This is a genomic window from Rhodosalinus halophilus, from assembly GCF_003298775.1.
Taxonomy (GTDB): domain Bacteria; phylum Pseudomonadota; class Alphaproteobacteria; order Rhodobacterales; family Rhodobacteraceae; genus Rhodosalinus; species Rhodosalinus halophilus.
In genome coordinates this window covers 194,943-211,497 of record NZ_QNTQ01000002.1, presented here as the reverse complement: position 1 = coordinate 211,497, position 16,555 = coordinate 194,943, and the positions used below count along the sequence as shown (strand labels likewise).

The following is a 16,555-nucleotide window of genomic DNA, read 5'->3' as shown; positions in this document are numbered from 1 at the left end:
CCGGGGTGAAGCCTATTCTGTGCCAAAGACAGCTTCGCCCGGAAAGGCCAAGGCTCCATGACGCTCAACCACGTCCGCCCGTGGCGCAACATCTACCGCCGCGCCTGCCGCCAGATCCATGTCGGCCCGGTGCCGATCGGGGGTGACGCACCGATCGCGGTGCAGAGCATGACCAACACCGCCACCACCGACGTGAAGGGCACCGTCGAGCAGATCCAGCGCTGCGCCGATGCAGGCGCCGACATCATGCGCGTCTCGGTGCCCGACGAACCCTCGGCCCGCGCGCTCAAGGAGATCGTGCGCGAAAGCCCGGTGCCGATCGTCGCGGACATCCATTTCCACTACAAGCGCGGGATCGAGGCGGCCGAGGCCGGCGCGGCCTGCCTGCGGATCAACCCCGGCAACATCGGCGACGAGAAACGCGTCAAGGAGGTGATCCGCGCGGCCAAGGATCACGGCTGTTCGATCCGGATCGGCGTGAACGCCGGCAGCCTCGAGAAGCACCTGCTGGAAAAATACGGCGAGCCGTGCCCCGAGGCGATGGTCGAGTCGGGCCTCGAGCACATCCGCATCCTGCAGGACAACGACTTTCACGAGTTCAAGATCAGCGTGAAGGCCTCCGACGTCTTCCTCGCCGCCGCGGCCTACCAGGGCATCGCCGACGCCACTGACGCGCCCATTCACCTCGGGATCACCGAGGCGGGCGGGCTGATGTCCGGCACGATCAAGTCGGCGATCGGCCTCGGCAACCTGCTGTGGATGGGGATCGGCGACACGATCCGCGTCTCGCTCTCCGCCGATCCGGTGGAGGAGATCCGCGTGGGCTACGAGATCCTGAAGTCGCTCGGCCTGCGCCACCGCGGCGTCAACATCATCTCGTGTCCGTCCTGCGCGCGGCAGGGCTTCGACGTGATCGAGACGGTGAAGGTGCTCGAGGAGCGGCTCGAGCACATCAAGACGCCGATGAGCCTGTCGATCATCGGCTGCGTGGTCAACGGCCCGGGCGAGGCGCTGATGACCGATGTGGGCTTCACCGGCGGCGGGGCCGGGCACGGCATGGTCTATCTGGCCGGCAACCAGAGCCACAAGATCTCCAACGCCGAGATGATCGACCACATCGTCGAGCAGGTCGAGAAGAAGGCCGCCGAGATCGAGGCGCAGGAGGCTGTCGAGGCGGCCGAGTAGGTCGAGTAGGCCGCCGCCCTACCGCAGCGGGAAGTGGCAGGCGTGCACCCGCCCGTCGGGCTGCACCCGGTGCTCCGGCTTCTCGATCCGGCAGCGCTCCTGCGCGTAGGGGCAGCGCGCGACGAAATCGCAGCCCTTCGGCCGGTTCATCAGGCTGGGCACCTCGCCGGAGATCGAGACATGCGTGCGTCGCCGGTCCGGGTCGGGCTGCGGCACGCCGCGCACCAGCGCCTCGGTGTAGGGATGCGCGGGCTGGGCGAAGATCTCCTCGGCGTCGCCCTGCTCGACGATCCGGCCCAGATACATGATCGCCAGACGGTCGGCGATGTGGCGCACCACGGGCAGGTTGTGGGTGATGACGAGATAGCCGAGCCCGTGCTCGGCCTGCAGTTCGGCCATCAGGTTCAGGATCTCGCCCTGCACCGAGACGTCGAGCCCGGCGGTCGGCTCGTCGGCTATGATGAGCCGCGGGTTGAGCGCGAGCGCGCGCGCCACGCCGACCCGCCGCGCCTGACCGCCCGAAAGCTCGTGCGGGTAGCGCGAGAGAAAGGCCTTCGGCAGGCGGACGAGACCCGCAAGCCGCTCGGCTTCGGCGTCGAAATCGACGCCGCGCACGCCATGAATCTGCAAAGGCTCGGTGATGAGCGCGCGCACCGACTTGCGCGGGCTGAGCGAGCCCACCGGATCCTGGAACATCATCGCCATGTCGCGGCGCAGCGGCTTGAAGCGCGCCTCGGGCAGGGTGCGGATCTCCTGTCCCTCGAAGCGGACGGAGCCGGCCTGTGCCTCGACCAGCTTGAGGACCGCGCGGCCCAGCGTCGTCTTGCCCGAGCCGCTCTCGCCCACCAGGCCCACCGTCTCGCCCTGGCGCACGCCGAGCGAGACGTCGAGCACGGCGTCCACGAAGGGATCCTCGATGCGCCTGACGAGCGCCGGAAGCGCGCCGGCCGTGCGGAAGCGCACGTTCAGTTCCTCGACCTCCAGCACAGGTGCGGCGTGCTGGTCGGGCGCCGCGCGGCGCGGCCCGCCCTCGCCGGTGCGCACCGTGAGCACGTCGAGCGGCGGCGGCCAGTCGGGATCGGCGTGGGGGCCGCCCACCAGATGGCAGCGCGCCACGCCGCTCGCCGTGGGTTGGTCGGGCGGCGTATCCGTGCGACAGACCTCCATCACGCGCGGGCAGCGGTCGGCGAAGATGCAGCCGCCCAAGCGGCGGGTCAGATCCGGGATGTCGCCGGGAATCACCGGCAGCTTCGCGCTGCGCTCCGGGAGTCGCGCCGGATCGCATTCGAGAAGCGCGCGCGTGTAGGGGTGCTGCGGATCGTGGAAGATGTCGTGGACGTCGCCGGTCTCGACCACCTCGCCGGCATACATCACCACCACGTCGTCGCAAAGCTCGGCGATCAGGCCGAGGTTGTGCGATACGACCACGACCGTCGCCTCGAACTCCGCCTGCAGCTCCTGCAGGAGGTGGATGATCTGCGCCTCCATCGTGACGTCGAGCGCGGTGGTGGGCTCGTCGGCGAGCAGCAGCTTCGGCTCGGTCAGCAGCGCCATCGCGATGCCGGCCCGCTGGCGCATCCCGCCCGAGAACTGGTGCGGGAACTGGTCGAGTCGGCTCTCCGGGTCTGGGATGCCCACCCGCTCCAGCATCCCGATGCCCCGGCGGCGCTTTTCGCGGTCGGACATCTTCTCGCGGCGGTAGAGGATGTCGCGCATCTGCCGCGCGTAGCTCAGCACCGGGATCTGGCTGGTCATCGGATCCTGGAAGACGACCGAGACCTCCTCGCCGCGGGCCGCGCGCAGCTCATCCTCCGACATGCGCAGCATGTCGCGCCCCTCGAAGTCGATCCGCCCCGAACTGACCCGGGCGTTGCCCGACAGCAGCCCGAGGATCGCCCAGAGCACGGTGCTCTTGCCAGAGCCGCTCTCGCCCACGACACCGACGATGCGGCGGCGGGGCACCTCGAAGCTCACGTTGCGCAGGGCCTTCACCCGGCCCCGCGGCGTGCGGAACTCCACCGAGAGATCCCGGATGTCGAGCAGCGTGTCCTGCGCGGTCTGTGCGTCCTTCGGCATGTCTCAGCGCCCCCTGCCCATCCGCGGGTCGAAGATGTCGCGCAGCGCCTCGCCCAGGAAGGTGAAGCCCAGCGTCGTGAGGATCAGCGGGATGCCGCCCGCGATCACCATCCAGGGCGTGTCGCGGATCACCAGATACCCCTCGTTCAGGATCGTCCCCCAGCTCGCCGTGGGTGGCAGGACGCCCAGCCCGAGAAAGCTCAGCCCCGCCTCGACGGTGACGACGACCGGCACCTCCATCGCCGCGAGGATCAGCAGCGGGCCCACCACGTTCGGCATGACGTGGTGGAACAGGATGCGCGGCGTCGAGGCGCCGAGCGAGCGTTCGGCGAGGATGAAATCCGCCGCCTTGAGCGAGAGCGTCGCGGTGCGCGCGACGCGGGCGTATTGCGGGATCGAGGTGATGATGACGATGGCCAGCACCAGCTCGAGGCTCGGCCCGGTCAGCGCCACGGTGGCGAGCGCGAGGATGATCGTCGGGAAGGCGCGCACCGTGTCGAAGAGCAGCAGCAGCAGGTTGTCGAGCCAGCGCGGCCCGTAGCCCGCGATCATCCCGAGGATCAGCCCGACGACGAGCGACACCGAAACCCCGATCGCCGCGATCTTCAGCGCGACGCGGCCTCCGTAGAGGATGCGGGAGAACGTGTCGCGCCCGAGCTGGTCGGTGCCAATCCAGTGCGCGGCCGTGGGGCCTGACAGGCGATTGGCAATGTCGATGGCGTTGGGATCGTAGGGCGCGAGCCAGGGCGCGAAGATCGCCGAGGCGAAGAAGACCAGCACCAGGATCAGACCCGTCATGCCCTGCCAGCTGGTGAGAAACATGCGCAGCTTCTCGCGCCGCTCGCGGGCGGCGGATTCGCGCATCGTGTCCTCCAGCGCCTCCTCCGGCAGGCGGCTGGAGTCCACGGCCGGCTGGCCGACGTCGAGCTCAGAGCGATTCACGGACACGGGGATCCAGCCATGCGATGACGAGGTCGGAGATCAGCACGACGACGATGTAGAGGCCCGTGGCCACCAGCACCCCGCCCTGCACGATGGGGAAGTTGCGCGCCATGACGGCGTCGAAGATCATCTTGCCCAGGCCCGGCCGCGCGAAGATGATCTCGGCGAAGACGGTGGAGGAGATCAGCCCGCCGAAGCCCATGCCGATCAGCGTGATGGTTGGCAGGATCGCCACCCGCAGCGCGTAGCCGAAGACGACCTTGTTGGGCCTGAGCCCGAAGGCCCGGGCGGAGCGGATGTAGTTCTCGCCCATCACCTCGAGCATCGAGGCGCGGACCATGCGTGCGAGATAGCCCACCCAGCTCAGCCCGATGGCGAAGGCGGGCAGGATCAGGTGGCTGATCTGGTCGCCCAGATCGCCGGGCTCGCCCGCACCGATCGCGGGCAGCCAGCCGAGCCCCACGGCGAAGATCAGCAGCGCCCAGATCGAGACGAGGAAGGAGGGCACCGCGATGGTGCCCACCGAGAGCACGCCGGTGATCCGGTCGAAGACGGTGTTGGGCCTGACCGCGGCGAGGCAGCCGAGCGGCACGCCCAGCAGCACGGCCCATCCGAGGCCGGCGGAGACCAGCGCGAGGGTGAAGCCCAGCCGCTCGCCGATGATCTCGGCCACCGGCCGGTCGGAAAAGACGTCGACGCCCAGATCGCCGGTCAGCGCGTTGCCGACGTAGATCAGGAACTGCGCCCAGACGGGCTCGTCCAGGTGCATCTTCTCGGCGTAGCGCGCGACCGCCTCGGGCGTGGCGCGGGGGCCGAGCGCGATGGTCGCCGGGTCGCCGGGGATCAGGTAGAGCAGCGAGAACAGCACCAGCACCACCAGCAGGATCACCGCGGCGGAAAGTCCCAGGCGTTTGGCGAGGTAGAAGGCCATGCGCTCTCGCGTGAGGTCGGGGCCGCCCCGGCGCGGGGGCCGGGGCGGCGACGGGTCAGGCGCGCTCGAAGCGGCGGTAGTTCAGCTCGCCCGAGGGCGCGGCGTTCACCACCACGTCGCTGGAGTGCACGAAGGCCTCGGGCTCGTGGTTGATCCAGACGTATGCGCCGGTCTCTTCCATGATCTCCTGCATCCGCACGTAGATCTCGTGGCGCTTCTCGGGATCGGTCTCCCGGATGCCTTCCTCGTAGAGACTGTCGTATTCCTCCGAGGTCCAGCGCTCCCAGTTCCAGATGCCCACCTGGTCCGAGGTGAACCACTGCGTGGCCTCGTAGGGGTCGGGCGTGGTGCCGAAGCGCATCAGCCACAGCTCCAGCTCCTGCCAGGTGTCGCCCTTGCTCTCCTGCCCCATCTCCCAGAAGGGGCCGGAGTCGAGCGGCAGGACGCGCACGTTGATGCCGACGCCGGCGAGGTTGGCCTGGATGATCTGCGCCGCGAGCATGCGCTCCTGCGTGTTGAGCGTGCGCAGCGTCAGGTCGAGGCCCGTGATCCCCGCCTCGGCCAGCAGGTCGCGCGCCTTCTGCGGGTCGTACTGATAATACCGCGTGGAGTCGCGCTTGCCGATGAGCCCGGGGCAGATGATCCCGTAGGACCGCGTCGTGGTCCCCGAATAGGCGCCCTGCAGGATCGACTCGACGTCCACCGCGTGCTGGATCGCGCGGCGCACGGTCTTGTCGGCGAGCTTGGGGTGGTCGGTGTTCATGCCGAGCCACATGTACTGCAGCTCGCCGCCCACGGTGATCTCGGCCCCCTCGGGCATGTTGGCGCTATAGCGCGCGAGCGTGTCCGCGCCGACCTCGGTGCAGTGCAGCTCGCCCGCCTCGAAGGCGAGTTCGGCGGCCTTGACCTCGGTGATGATGGGGCACTCCACGCGCTCGTAGGCGGGCGCGGGGCCGGTCCAGTCCGGGTTGGGCGTGTAGAGCGCGCGCTGGCCCGGCGTGAGCTCGAGCTGATAGGGGCCGCAGATCGCCGGGAACTTCGTGGTGAAGCGCTCGCCCACCTCCTTCATCGCGGCCTCGGACAGAACCGCGCCGGGGCCGTGGCAGAGCGTGACCATGATGAAGGGCGCGAAGGGCTTGTTGAGCACGATGGTGCCCGAGCGCGCGTCGGTGACCTCCACGCGGTCGAGCGCCTCGAAATAGCCCGACCAGTCGGTGCCCTTCATCCGCTCGTAGGAATACTTCACGTCCGAGGCCGTGACAGGCCCGTAGCCGCCCGACCAGACCAGGCCTTCGGCCAGCGTGAAGTCGATGTGGGTGGAATCGCGCTGCTCCAGGCGCTCGACGAAATAGGTCGGCTCCCAGGTGAAGGTGCCGCCCTCGCGCTTGTATTGCGCGAGGAAGGGCAGGCACTGTTTCTGCGCCTCGATCTCGATTCCGCCGGTCATGTAGCCGGGGTCGAGGATGTCGATGTCGCCGTCGAGCCGCAGCCGCAGCGTGCCGCCGCCCGACTGCGCGAAGGCCGGCATCGGCAGCATCGCGGCGGCGCCGGCCGCGGCGGTGCCGGCCAGGAAGGCGCGTCGTGTCTGGTTGAAGCGGGTCATCTTCGTTCCTCCGATCCTGTTGCTTGCAGTCGATCCGGCCTCGTCCCGGTCAGGGGGCCGTGACCCGGCCCCCGAAGCGTCGCCTCGCGGACGTCAGCAGAGGTGACGCGGAATGCGCTCGTCCCAGCTTTCCTCGTGAACGAGCGAGTCGCCCTCGAACACCTCGACGCGCGCCTGGATGCGGAAGTGTTCGGCCTCGGAGGACAGCAGGGTATGCGTCCGGCTCGACATTTTCCACTCTCCGCGCGACATCGCGTGATCCCAGGTCGCCTCGGCCACGGCCGAAAGCGGGTCGTCCGGCGCGATGCGGTAGCTCTCCTCGCCGTGGCTGTGCACCGTCAGGTCGCTGCGGACGAGGCGGAAGCTTTCGGCGCCGTCGGTGAACCGCATCTCCCAGGCGCCGGTGATCGCGTCCTCGACGATCTCCCAGCAGTCCTCGTGCGCGGTGATCGTCTCTGTCTCGGGCGGTGGCGCGGCCTCGGCCGGGCCGAACTCGGGCAGGGCGGCGTCCGCCTCGGTGAAGGGGCGCAGCGGCAGCTCCAGCGCCGACCCTTCGGTGTGCAGCGTCAGCCGAACCGGCTCTGGCGCGGGCCAGATCATCGGGAAATAGCTGGTCGAGATCGCCACGCGCAGCCGGTGGCCGGCCGCGATGCGCTGGGCCACGTGCTTCATCGGCACGGTGACGCTGTAGCGCCGGCCCGGCTCAAGCGGCTCGGGATGCTCGTGCCCGTCGCGGTGGGTGAGGTTCAGCACGCCGAAGCTCACCCGCGTGCCGCGCCCGTCGGGGTGCACGTCCACCAGCCGGACGGCGACCTGCGCCACCGGGCGGTCCACCTCGATGTCGAGCACCATGTTGGGGTCGCCCGCGAATTCCAGCGGCTCGGCCAGCGGCGCGGTGTCGAAGCAGAGGCTTCCCGTGTCCTCTCGCCGCTGGTCGAGCGGCGCGTCGCCCGGCTTGGAGTAGCCGCACCACTTGCCCGAGGCCATGCCCACCTCCGTCGGCGAGGTGATCGAAAGCGCGCCGCCCGGCAGATCGCCCCCGGCGGCAAGCCGCCCGTCCGCGCCCAGACGGAAGACGGTGCGCGTCACGTTGGGCGAGGGCCAGGAGGGCTCGGCGATCCAGCGGCCGGGGCGATGGGTGTAATGCCCCGCGGGCGCCACGCTGTCCTGCATGTAGAGACGCAGCATCGGCTCCTCCATGATGCCGGTGTCGCGCCCCTTCAGCCAGTGATCCCACCAGCGCAGTTCTTCCTTCAGAAAGCCGATCGCCGGCCCCGGCTCGCCGATGTGCGGATACTTGTGCGCCCAGGGGCCGACGAGGCCCTTCCTGGGCCCCTTCAGGTTTTCCATCAGCCGGAACACGCTGCGGCAGTAGCCGTCAGCCCAGCCCGAGACGGCATAGACCGGCACCTCTACGTCGTCCCAGTTCTCGCAGATGCTGCCGTGCTTCCAGAATTCGTCCCGCACCTGGTGCGAGAGCCAGGTCTTGAGCCACAGCCCGCTGCCCTTGAGCCGCTGCATCCACATCTGGCGCCAGTTGTCGCCCACGTTGCGCGGGTCGGGCGGCAGCGTGTTGCGGCCGAACATGATCGAGGCCCAGGAGAGCTGTTCGCCCAGCGGGCAGCCGCCCATGTAGTGAATGTCGTCGGCATAGCGGTCGTCGGTCGAGCAGAGCGTGACCACGGCCTTCAGCGCGGGCGGCCGCAGCGCCGCGACCTGCAGCCCGTTGAACCCGCCCCAGGAAATGCCGATCATGCCCACCTTGCCGTCGCACCAGTCCTGCCCGGCGATCCAGGCGATGGCGTCGCAGCCGTCCTGCAGCTCCTGCGGCAGGTATTCGTCCTCCATCAGGCCTTCGGAGTCGCCCGCGCCGCGCAGATCGAGCCGCACGACCGCATAGCCGTGACCGGCGAGATAGGGCTGCATCGTCGCGTCGCGCAGCAGCGTGTGATCGTTCTTGCGATAGGGAATGTATTCAAGGATCGCCGGCACCGGCGCCGCCTCCGCCCCTTCGGGCATCCAGATCCGCGCGGCCAGCCGCGTGCCGTCCGGCATCGGCACCTCGACATGCTCGAGCTCTCGCACCTGGTGGGGGAAGTCGGTGACGATCTTCATGCCTGCCTCTCGATGGTTGCCGACCCAGACAAGCAGGCCCGGCCCGCGTCCGCAATTTCGCTTGCCTTCGCGGGTTGACACTCCTGGCGCGTCTCTGCGCTAAATCGGGCATGCCCGACGATCTGTCAGAAAACCTCGCCTTCCTCTGTTCGCACTACCCCTCCATCGCCGAGATCTGCCGGCGGATCGGGATCAACCGCCAGCAGTTCAACAAGTATCTCGCCGGCCAGTCGCGCCCCTCGCGGGCGAACATGCGCCGGCTCTGTGACTTCTTCGGCGTCACCGAGGCCGAGATGCTGTCGGAGCCCTCGCAGCTGCGCAGCCTCGTCGCGGTCCGCAGCCAGCCGCTGGCCGCGCCCGAGCTCGCGGGGCCGATGACGCATGTCGAGCGGCTGCTCCGCGCGAGCGCCAGCCTGCGGCGCTACGAAGGCTTCTACTTCCGCTACTTCTACTCCTTCAGCCAGCCGGGCCGGATCATGAAGTCCTTCGCGCGGCTCTATCACGTCGACGGGCGCTTCTACTGGAAGAACCTCGAGCCGATCCGGGAGGACGGGCGCGGTCCGGCCACGGCGATCAACAAGTACGAGGGCGCCGCGCTGTTCCTGACGAACCGCATCTATATCGTCGAATACGAGACGATGCAGGCGAACTGCATCACGCAGGTGACGCTCTATCCCAGCTATCACAGTCGTATCGGCCGGCTGACGGGCGTGCAGACGGGCGGGCCGACGCGCCGCGGCCGTCGGCCGGGCGCCTCGCTCGTCGCGCTCGAGCACCTGGGGCACAACGTGGACGTTCGCAAGGCGCTCTATGCCTGCGGCCTTTTCCGCCCCGATGCGCCGGAGATCCCCGAAGGTATCCCGCGACTCGTCCGGAACGTGATCCCCGACGAGGGCCATGTTCTGGAGGCGGAAGAGCCCTGACGCGAGCGCTCCCTACCGCGCCGGCAGGTAGCGCGCCAGCAGCGGCACCGGCACGTCGCCCCGGATCAGCGTGCCGTCCACGACATAGGACGGGGCCACGTCGAAACCCAGCGCCTCGACCAGTTCGCTCGTCCTTTGCAGGCGCGCGCGCGTTCGCTGCGCGGTCATGGCGGCGAGCACCCGGTCCGCAGGCCAGCCCATGACCTGCGAGAGCCGCCGCAGCGCCGCAGGATCACCGGGGTCCGGCAGCTCGGGCAGCGCGACGCGCGCTTCGCGCCAGGCGGCGGGGCCGGCCTCGGCCAGCAGCGCGGAGAGGAAGGCCGCGGCGGTGCGCTGACGCTCGTCCGCGCCGGGCAGATCCTTCACGATCAGCCGGGTCGCCCCGTTTTCCCGGACCAGCGCGCGCAGGTCCTCGATCAGATCCGCGCAACCGTCGCAGGCCGGCGGCAGGAAGGCCACGAGCGGCGCGGCGTCGGCGGGGCCCTCGCGATAGTCCGCGTCGTCGCCAAAGAGCTTCGGAGCCAACCTGTCGAGCAGCGCGGTGTCGCGCGCGGCCTCTTCGGCGTAGGACGGCGCGGGCGAGAGCGCGCGCGCGACGATCTCGGGTTCCTCGAGCAACAGCGCGCGCACCTCGGCGCGGAAGGCCGCGCGCTCCGCCTCCGTCAGGTCGAGCGCGGCGGCCGGGCCGGCGGCGAGGGTGAGAGCGACGACGGTGCTAGCTCGCCTCGCGCACATCGGCCACGATTTCGCGCATGTTCTCGAGCGGCACGTAGCCGCGCACCATCCGGTCGGGCAGCACGAAGGTCGGCGTGCCGCTGATGCCCAGCCGCTGCGCCAGCGCGCGGGTCCGCGCGATGACCTCGTCCACGTCGGGGCTCTGCATCTGCAGAAGGATCTCGTCCGCGTCGAGGCCGAGCGACTCGGCCAGCCGCGTGAGCGTCACCTCGTTGACCTCGCCGGTCATGCGGATCAGCGCCTCCTTGGCGGCGTGATAGGCCTCGTCCCCGGCCACCTGCTTGGTGGCGATGGCGAAGCGGGAGGATGCGAGCGAGTCCGGCCCGAGGATCGGAAACTCCTTGATGACGAGCCGGATGTCGCCGTCGCTCTCGACCAGTTCGTTGACCTCGTCGTGCGCGCGCCGGCAGTAGCCGCAGCGGTAGTCGATGAACTCCACCAGCGTCACGTCGCCGTCGGGGTTGCCGCCTACCCAGGAATACCCGTCGTCGAAGATCTCCTCGGCGTGCGCCTTGACCATCTCGCGGTCGGCCGCTTCCTGCGCGGCGGCCTCGCGTTCCTCGAGCACCGCGACGGCCTCCATGATGACCTCGGGGTTGTCGAGCAGATAGGCGCGCACCTCCGCGCGGAACGCCTCGCGCTCCGCCTCGGTCATGTCGGTGAGGTCGAGGGCGGCTGCAGGCGCGGCCGCAAGGGCGGCGGCCAGGACGGTGCCCGAAAGGGGGCGGAACAGGGTCATGCGCGTCTCCGTGTCTTGGGTCGCCGGGACCAGAGCACATCCTGCCCGCGCCGCCAAGGCCGGGCCGGATTGACCTCTTCGCTCCCGGCTGGGACAAGCGATTGCGGACACTGTGCGAGGGCGCGATGCGGAACTCAAGACGGGGAGAGGTCGATCCCTTCATTGTGATGGACGTCATGGAGGCCGCGCGCGCCGCCGAGGCGGCGTGCCGCCATGTCGTCCACATGGAAGTGGGCCAGCCCGGAACGCCCGCGCCCGCCGCCGCGCGCGCCGCGCTCGCCCGCGCGATGGAGGCGGGGCCGCTGGGCTACACGGTCGCGCTGGGCCTGCCCGAGCTTCGCGCGCGGATCGCCCGGCTATACGGCGAATGGTATGACGTGGACCTCGATCCGGCGCGCGTGGTCGTCACCGCGGGCTCCTCGGGGGCCTTCGTCCTGGCCTTCACCGCGCTTTTCGACGCGGGCGAGAAGGTGGGCGTCGGCGCGCCGGGCTATCCCAGCTACCGGCAGATCCTGCGTGCGCTCGACCTCGAGCCGGTGGACATCCCGACGCGGCCCGAGAACCGCTATCAGCCGGTGCCGGGCGAGCTGGCGGGGCAGGGGCTCTCCGGCCTGCTGGTCGCCTCGCCCGCCAACCCGACGGGCACGATGCTGGGCCGCGACGACCTCGCCGCGCTGATCGGCTGGGCCGAGGCCGAAGGCGCCGCCTTCGTCAGCGACGAGATCTATCACGGCATCGAATACGAGGCGAAGGCCGTCACCGCGCTGGAGCTTTCCGACGACCTCTACGTCATCAACTCCTTTTCCAAGTATTTCTCCATGACCGGCTGGCGCGTGGGCTGGATGGTCGTGCCGCCCGACCATGTCCGCCGGGTCGAACGGCTGGCGCAGAACCTCTTCATCTGCCCCTCGCACGCCGCGCAGGTCGCAGCGCTGGCCGCGATCGACGCGCGGGAAGAGCTGGAGTCCAATCTCGCCGTCTATGCCGAGAACCGGCAGCTGCTGCTCGACGGGCTGCCGAAGGCCGGCTTCGCCGACATCGCGCCGCCGGACGGCGCCTTCTATGTCTATGCGGACGTGAGCCGTATCACCTCCGACTCGCTGGGCTTCGCACGTGCCATCCTCGACGAGGCCGGAGTCGCCGTGACGCCCGGGCTCGACTTCGATCCGGCGCGCGGCGGCGGCACGCTGCGGTTTTCCTACGCGGCGAGCACCGCCGACATCCGCGAGGGGCTGGCGCGGCTCGAACGTTTCATGCGCGGGCGGGGGCATATCGCCTGACGCTCGGTCGCGCCCGGGCGGGCGCTCCTCGCGAAGAGGGACCGGAGGGACCGATGAGCAGCGGCGGTTCCGCGCGGGCTCCGCTTGTTGTATGCTGCCGACAAAACACCCAGAGGCCGGGCAGGGCTCGATACATGCGATGGATTGCGACACTGGCGCTCACGCTTGCGCTGGTCGCCGGCGCGGCGGCCGCGCAGTCGCTGGGCGGTCTCGCCCGCGCGCTGCCGGACGCCAGCGGCGCGGAGACGACGGCGAAGGGCGTGCGCCTCGAGCTCGCGCTTAGTCAGGGTGTGCCCTGGCGGGTGTTCACCCTGTCCGATCCCGACCGCCTCGTTCTCGACTTCCGCGAGGTGGACTGGTCCGCGCTCGCGCCCGAGGACTTCGCCGCCGAGGGGCTGGGGGAGGTCCGCTTCGGCGCATTCCGCGAGGGCTGGTCGCGGCTCGTCGCCGATCTCGAGCGTCCTCTCGGGGTGGCCGAGGCCGGGCTCTCGGTCAGCGACCTCACCGGCACGGCGACCCTCGCCGTCTATCTCGAACCCGTGAGCGCCGCCGCCTTCGACGCCGCTGCCGGCGCGCCCCAGGATCCGCGCTGGGATCTGCCCCAGCCCGCGCCCGTCGAGCCCGCGCCGCGCAGCTCGGGCGAGCCGCGCCCGCTGCGCGTGGTGCTGGATCCCGGCCACGGCGGCATCGACCCCGGCGCCGAGGCCGGCGCGGTGAACGAGGCCGCGCTGATGCTGACCTTCGCGCGAGAGTTGCGCGACGTGCTCCGGCGCGCCGGCTTCGAGGTTGTGCTCACGCGCGACGCCGACATCTTCGTGTCGCTCGAGCGGCGCGTCGCCATCGCCCACCAGGCAAAGGCCGACCTCTTCATCTCGTTGCACGCCGATTCCCTGGCCAGCGGCGTCGCCCATGGCGCGACCGTCTATACCCTGTCGGAGAGCGCCTCGGACGCCGCCTCGGCGGCGCTCGCGGAGCGGCACAACCGCTCGGATCTGCTGGCGGGTCTCGATCTCGCGGGGACCGACGACGTGGTCGCCGACGTCCTGATGGACCTGGCCCGCCTCGAGACCCAGCCCCGCGCCGAAAGCCTCGCCCGCGCGCTGGTGGAGGGGATCGCCGCGGCCACGGGCCACGTCAACTCGCGCCCGCTGCGCTCGGCGGGCTTTTCGGTGCTCAAGGCGGCCGACATCCCCTCGGTCCTGCTCGAGGCCGGGTTCCTCTCGACGCCGGAGGATCTTCAGCGTTTGCAGGATCCCGCCTGGCGCGCGGCGCTCGCGGAGGGCGTGTGGCAGGGCATCGGCGCCTGGATGGCCGAGGACGCGGCCGAGGCGCCGCTGCGGCGGCAATGATCCGCCGGGCCGCACCGCGCCTCTGGCATCGGCCATGGTGCGGTCACATATCGGCGACGACACGCGCGGGCTTTTGACCGCCACGCCGCGCGGGTGTAACAAGGCGGCCACAGAGGCAGGAGCGCGGCGTGCTCAGGTTCATCCTTTCCTTCTTCGGCGCGATCTTCAGCTTCCTCACGCTGGGGCTGATGGTCGTGGCGCTGTCGATCGGCGGCGTCTTCTGGGTCTACGGCCGCGACCTGCCCAGCCATGAAAGCCTTGCCCAGTATCAGCCGCCGACGATCAGCCGGATCTATTCCGTCGAGGGCGAGATCGTGGACGAGTTCGCCCGCGAACGCCGCCTCTTCGCGCCGGCCGAGGAGATCCCCGACCTCGTCAAGCACGCCTTCATCTCGGCCGAGGACAAGAACTTCTACCAGCACGGCGGCTACGACGCGCGCGGGATCGCCGCGGCCATTGTCGAGGCGGTGCGCACCCGCGGCGAGACGCTGCGCGGCGCCTCCACGATCACCCAGCAGGTGATGAAGAACTTCCTGCTCTCCGGCGACCGCCGGATCGAGCGCAAGATCAAGGAGATCATCCTCGCCACGCGCCTCGAGCAGACGCTGAGCAAGGAGGAGATCCTGGAGCTCTACCTCAACGAGATCTACCTCGGGCAGAATTCCTACGGCGTGATGGCCGCCGCGCAAACCTTCTTCAACAAGACGCTGCGCGAGCTTGCCCCGCACGAGGCCGCGACGCTCGCCTCGCTGCCCAAGGCGCCGTCGGACTACCATCCGGTGCGCAACGCCGACCGGCTGCTCGCACGGCGCAACTTCGTGCTCAAGGAGATGTACGAGAACGGCTATCTCGACCGGGCCACCTGGCAGCGCGAGCGCGAGATGCCGCTGCGCACGGTCATGGCGGGCGATTTCGACAGCTTCCGCGAGAAGCTGCCGCCGCGCGACTATCCCACCGACGAGATCCGCCGCCAGCTGTCCCGCGACTTCGGCGAAGAGCAGTTCTTCACCGGCGGCTTCACGGTGCGCGCCACGATCGACCCCGAGATGCAGGAGGTCGCGGCGCGCGCCCTGCGCCGCAAGCTCGAGGACTACGACCGCCAGCAGGGCGTCTGGCGCGGCACGGGCGAGCGCATCGACCCCGCGCTGCTCGACGACGAATCCGCCTGGCGCGAGGCGCTGGCCGCGGCGGAGGTGCCGCGCGACATTGACCTCGACGGCGAATGGCTGCCGGCCGTGGTGCTGGGCGTCGAGGAGCAGCGGCTGCTTGTGGGTATCGAGGGCGTGCCCTTCTCGGGCGACGCGCCCATCGCCATCCCGCGCGAGGACATCCGCTGGCTGCGCGGCGACTTCTTCGACAATTTCGAACGCGGCGACATCGTGCATGTCCGCCGGATGACCTCGGACGACGACGGCAGCTTCCTCCGCTGGACGCTGCGGCAGGTGCCGGAAGTGCAGGGCGCCTTCATGGCGATGGACGTGAACACCGGCCGCGTGATCGCCATGCAGGGCGGTTTTTCCTACCAGGATTCGGTCTTCAACCGCGCGACGCAGGCGATGCGGCAGCCCGGCTCGTCCTTCAAGCCCTTCGTCTATGCCGCGGCGCTCGATTCGGGCTATTCGCCCGCGACCATCGTGGTGGACGCGCCGATCGAGGTGGACACGCCGCAGGGCGTCTGGCGGCCGCGCAACGCCTCCAACCAGTTCTACGGCCCGACGCCGCTGCGCACGGGCATCGAGCGGTCGCGGAACCTGATGACCGTGCGGCTGGCGCAGGAGATCGGGATGGACACCGTGGCGCGCTACGCCGAGCGCTTCGGGGTCTACGACGACATGGGCCGCTATCTGGCGAACGCGCTGGGCTCGGACGAGACGACGCTCTACCGCATGGTCGCGGCCTACGCGATGTTCGCCAACGGCGGCGAGCGGGTCGAGCCCACGCTGGTGGACCGGATTCAGGACCGCTACGGGCGCACCATCTACCGCCACGACCAGCGCGACTGCGTGGACTGCACGGTGCCCTCGCTCGAACCCGGGACGGGTCCGCGCATCGTCTCCGACCGCTGGCGCGTGATGGACGCGATCACGGCCTATCAGCTCACCTCGATGATGACCGGCGTGGTCGAGCGGGGCACGGCGGCCTCCACCGTCGATCTGCCGGTGCCCACGGCGGGCAAGACCGGCACGACCAACGACGCGCGCGACGTCTGGTTCATCGGCTTCACCTCCGACATCGTGGCCGGCTGCTACATCGGCTACGACCAGCCCGAGCCGCTGGGGCGGGGCGCCTCGGGCGGCGCCTTCTGCGGGCCGGTCTTCACCGAATTCATGCGCGAGGCGGTGGACAAATACGGCGGAGGCCCGTTCGAGGTGCCCGAGGGCGGCCGCTTCATCAAGATCGACCGCTACACCGGCCAGCGTCTGCCCGACGAGGCCAGCGGGCCCAATGTCGTGGCGGAGTATTTCCGCGAGGGCGAGGAGCCGCTCTTCGGTGTGATGTTCGACGGCGGTTTCGCCATGGGCAGCGATTTCGACATGATCCGGCCGGACGGCGAAGGCGGGCGCGAGGTGACGACCTCGACGGGCGGCACCGCCGTCGTCGGGCCGCGCGCGAGCTTCGGCTCGATGAGCTCGGGCGGCCTGTATTGAGCGCCGCCTTGCCGCGCTGCGCCGTCTCG

12 protein-coding genes are annotated in these 16,555 nt (G+C 69.9%); 5 read left to right on the top strand and 7 right to left on the bottom strand.

All coding sequences use genetic code 11. From position 1 onward, the window contains the following. Positions 1-57: 57 nt before the first annotated feature. Positions 58-1,185 carry a flavodoxin-dependent (E)-4-hydroxy-3-methylbut-2-enyl-diphosphate synthase gene (ispG, locus tag DRV85_RS03120; protein WP_113287979.1) on the top strand — a complete coding sequence of 376 codons (1,128 nt, stop codon included), beginning with the start codon at positions 58-60 and terminating at the stop codon, positions 1,183-1,185. Between the two features lie 18 nt (positions 1,186-1,203). Here ispG and DRV85_RS03115 read toward each other — a convergent pair whose 3' ends face one another. From DRV85_RS03115 to DRV85_RS03095, 5 genes are all read right to left on the bottom strand, one after another. Continuing rightward, a complete protein-coding gene (locus tag DRV85_RS03115) occupies positions 1,204-3,261 on the bottom strand; it encodes a dipeptide ABC transporter ATP-binding protein (RefSeq protein ID WP_113287978.1) in 2,058 nt (685 codons plus the stop codon). A 3-nt stretch (positions 3,262-3,264) separates the two neighbouring features. Next, positions 3,265-4,203 carry an ABC transporter permease gene (locus DRV85_RS03110; RefSeq protein ID WP_233495383.1) on the bottom strand — a complete coding sequence of 313 codons (939 nt, stop codon included), beginning with the start codon at positions 4,201-4,203 and terminating at the stop codon, positions 3,265-3,267. Then, the gene (locus tag DRV85_RS03105; RefSeq protein WP_113287977.1) at positions 4,190-5,134 is read right to left on the bottom strand and encodes an ABC transporter permease; all 945 of its coding nucleotides are present in this window, start codon (positions 5,132-5,134) and stop codon (positions 4,190-4,192) included. The genes DRV85_RS03110 and DRV85_RS03105 overlap by 14 nt, the downstream gene beginning before the upstream one ends. Before the next feature lie 55 nt (positions 5,135-5,189). Then, positions 5,190-6,737, bottom strand: a complete 1,548-nt coding sequence (locus DRV85_RS03100; RefSeq protein WP_113287976.1) for an ABC transporter substrate-binding protein — start codon at positions 6,735-6,737, stop codon at positions 5,190-5,192. A gap of 93 nt (positions 6,738-6,830) precedes the next feature. Next, entirely contained in the window at positions 6,831-8,852 is a 2,022-nt protein-coding gene (locus DRV85_RS03095; protein ID WP_113287975.1) for a CocE/NonD family hydrolase, read from the bottom strand. Positions 8,853-8,962: 110 nt separating this feature from the next. Here DRV85_RS03095 and DRV85_RS03090 point away from each other — a divergent pair, with 110 nt between their 5' ends. Further along, positions 8,963-9,775, top strand: coding sequence for a helix-turn-helix domain-containing protein (locus DRV85_RS03090; RefSeq protein ID WP_113287974.1), 813 nt, complete (start codon positions 8,963-8,965; stop codon positions 9,773-9,775). Between the two features lie 12 nt (positions 9,776-9,787). Here DRV85_RS03090 and DRV85_RS03085 read toward each other — a convergent pair whose 3' ends face one another. Together DRV85_RS03085 and DRV85_RS03080 are read right to left on the bottom strand one after the other, a co-directional pair. After that, a complete protein-coding gene (locus DRV85_RS03085; RefSeq protein ID WP_113287973.1) occupies positions 9,788-10,510 on the bottom strand; it encodes a thioredoxin domain-containing protein in 723 nt (240 codons plus the stop codon). After that, positions 10,491-11,249 (bottom strand): DsbA family protein, encoded by a 759-nt coding sequence (locus DRV85_RS03080; RefSeq protein WP_113287972.1) that lies wholly within the window; start codon positions 11,247-11,249, stop codon positions 10,491-10,493. The genes DRV85_RS03085 and DRV85_RS03080 overlap by 20 nt, the downstream gene beginning before the upstream one ends. 125 nt (positions 11,250-11,374) lie before the next feature. Here DRV85_RS03080 and DRV85_RS03075 point away from each other — a divergent pair, with 125 nt between their 5' ends. The 3 genes from DRV85_RS03075 to DRV85_RS03065 all read left to right on the top strand — a co-directional run bounded on the left by DRV85_RS03075 (position 11,375) and on the right by DRV85_RS03065 (position 16,526). Further along, entirely contained in the window at positions 11,375-12,529 is a 1,155-nt protein-coding gene (locus DRV85_RS03075) for an aminotransferase class I/II-fold pyridoxal phosphate-dependent enzyme (RefSeq protein WP_113287971.1), read from the top strand. Between the two features lie 134 nt (positions 12,530-12,663). Then, entirely contained in the window at positions 12,664-13,878 is a 1,215-nt protein-coding gene (locus tag DRV85_RS03070) for an N-acetylmuramoyl-L-alanine amidase (protein WP_113287970.1), read from the top strand. Between the two features lie 128 nt (positions 13,879-14,006). Beyond that, on the top strand, positions 14,007-16,526 hold the full coding sequence (locus DRV85_RS03065; protein ID WP_113287969.1) for a penicillin-binding protein 1A: 2,520 nt from the start codon (positions 14,007-14,009) through the stop codon (positions 16,524-16,526). The last annotated feature ends 29 nt before the right edge of the window (positions 16,527-16,555 follow it).

What these genes read in the sequence shown, in the direction of transcription:
- DRV85_RS03090 (WP_113287974.1), top strand. Translation starts at nt 8,963, where the DNA reads ATGCCCGACGATCTGTCAGAAAACCTCGCCTTCCTCTGTTCGCACTAC.
- DRV85_RS03105 (WP_113287977.1), bottom strand. Translation starts at nt 5,134, where the DNA reads ATGGCCTTCTACCTCGCCAAACGCCTGGGACTTTCCGCCGCGGTGATC.
- ispG (WP_113287979.1), top strand. Translation starts at nt 58, where the DNA reads ATGACGCTCAACCACGTCCGCCCGTGGCGCAACATCTACCGCCGCGCC.
- DRV85_RS03080 (WP_113287972.1), bottom strand. Translation starts at nt 11,249, where the DNA reads ATGACCCTGTTCCGCCCCCTTTCGGGCACCGTCCTGGCCGCCGCCCTT.
- DRV85_RS03115 (WP_113287978.1), bottom strand. Translation starts at nt 3,261, where the DNA reads ATGCCGAAGGACGCACAGACCGCGCAGGACACGCTGCTCGACATCCGG.
- DRV85_RS03070 (WP_113287970.1), top strand. Translation starts at nt 12,664, where the DNA reads ATGCGATGGATTGCGACACTGGCGCTCACGCTTGCGCTGGTCGCCGGC.
- DRV85_RS03100 (WP_113287976.1), bottom strand. Translation starts at nt 6,737, where the DNA reads ATGACCCGCTTCAACCAGACACGACGCGCCTTCCTGGCCGGCACCGCC.
- DRV85_RS03075 (WP_113287971.1), top strand. Translation starts at nt 11,375, where the DNA reads ATGCGGAACTCAAGACGGGGAGAGGTCGATCCCTTCATTGTGATGGAC.
- DRV85_RS03095 (WP_113287975.1), bottom strand. Translation starts at nt 8,852, where the DNA reads ATGAAGATCGTCACCGACTTCCCCCACCAGGTGCGAGAGCTCGAGCAT.
- DRV85_RS03085 (WP_113287973.1), bottom strand. Translation starts at nt 10,510, where the DNA reads ATGTGCGCGAGGCGAGCTAGCACCGTCGTCGCTCTCACCCTCGCCGCC.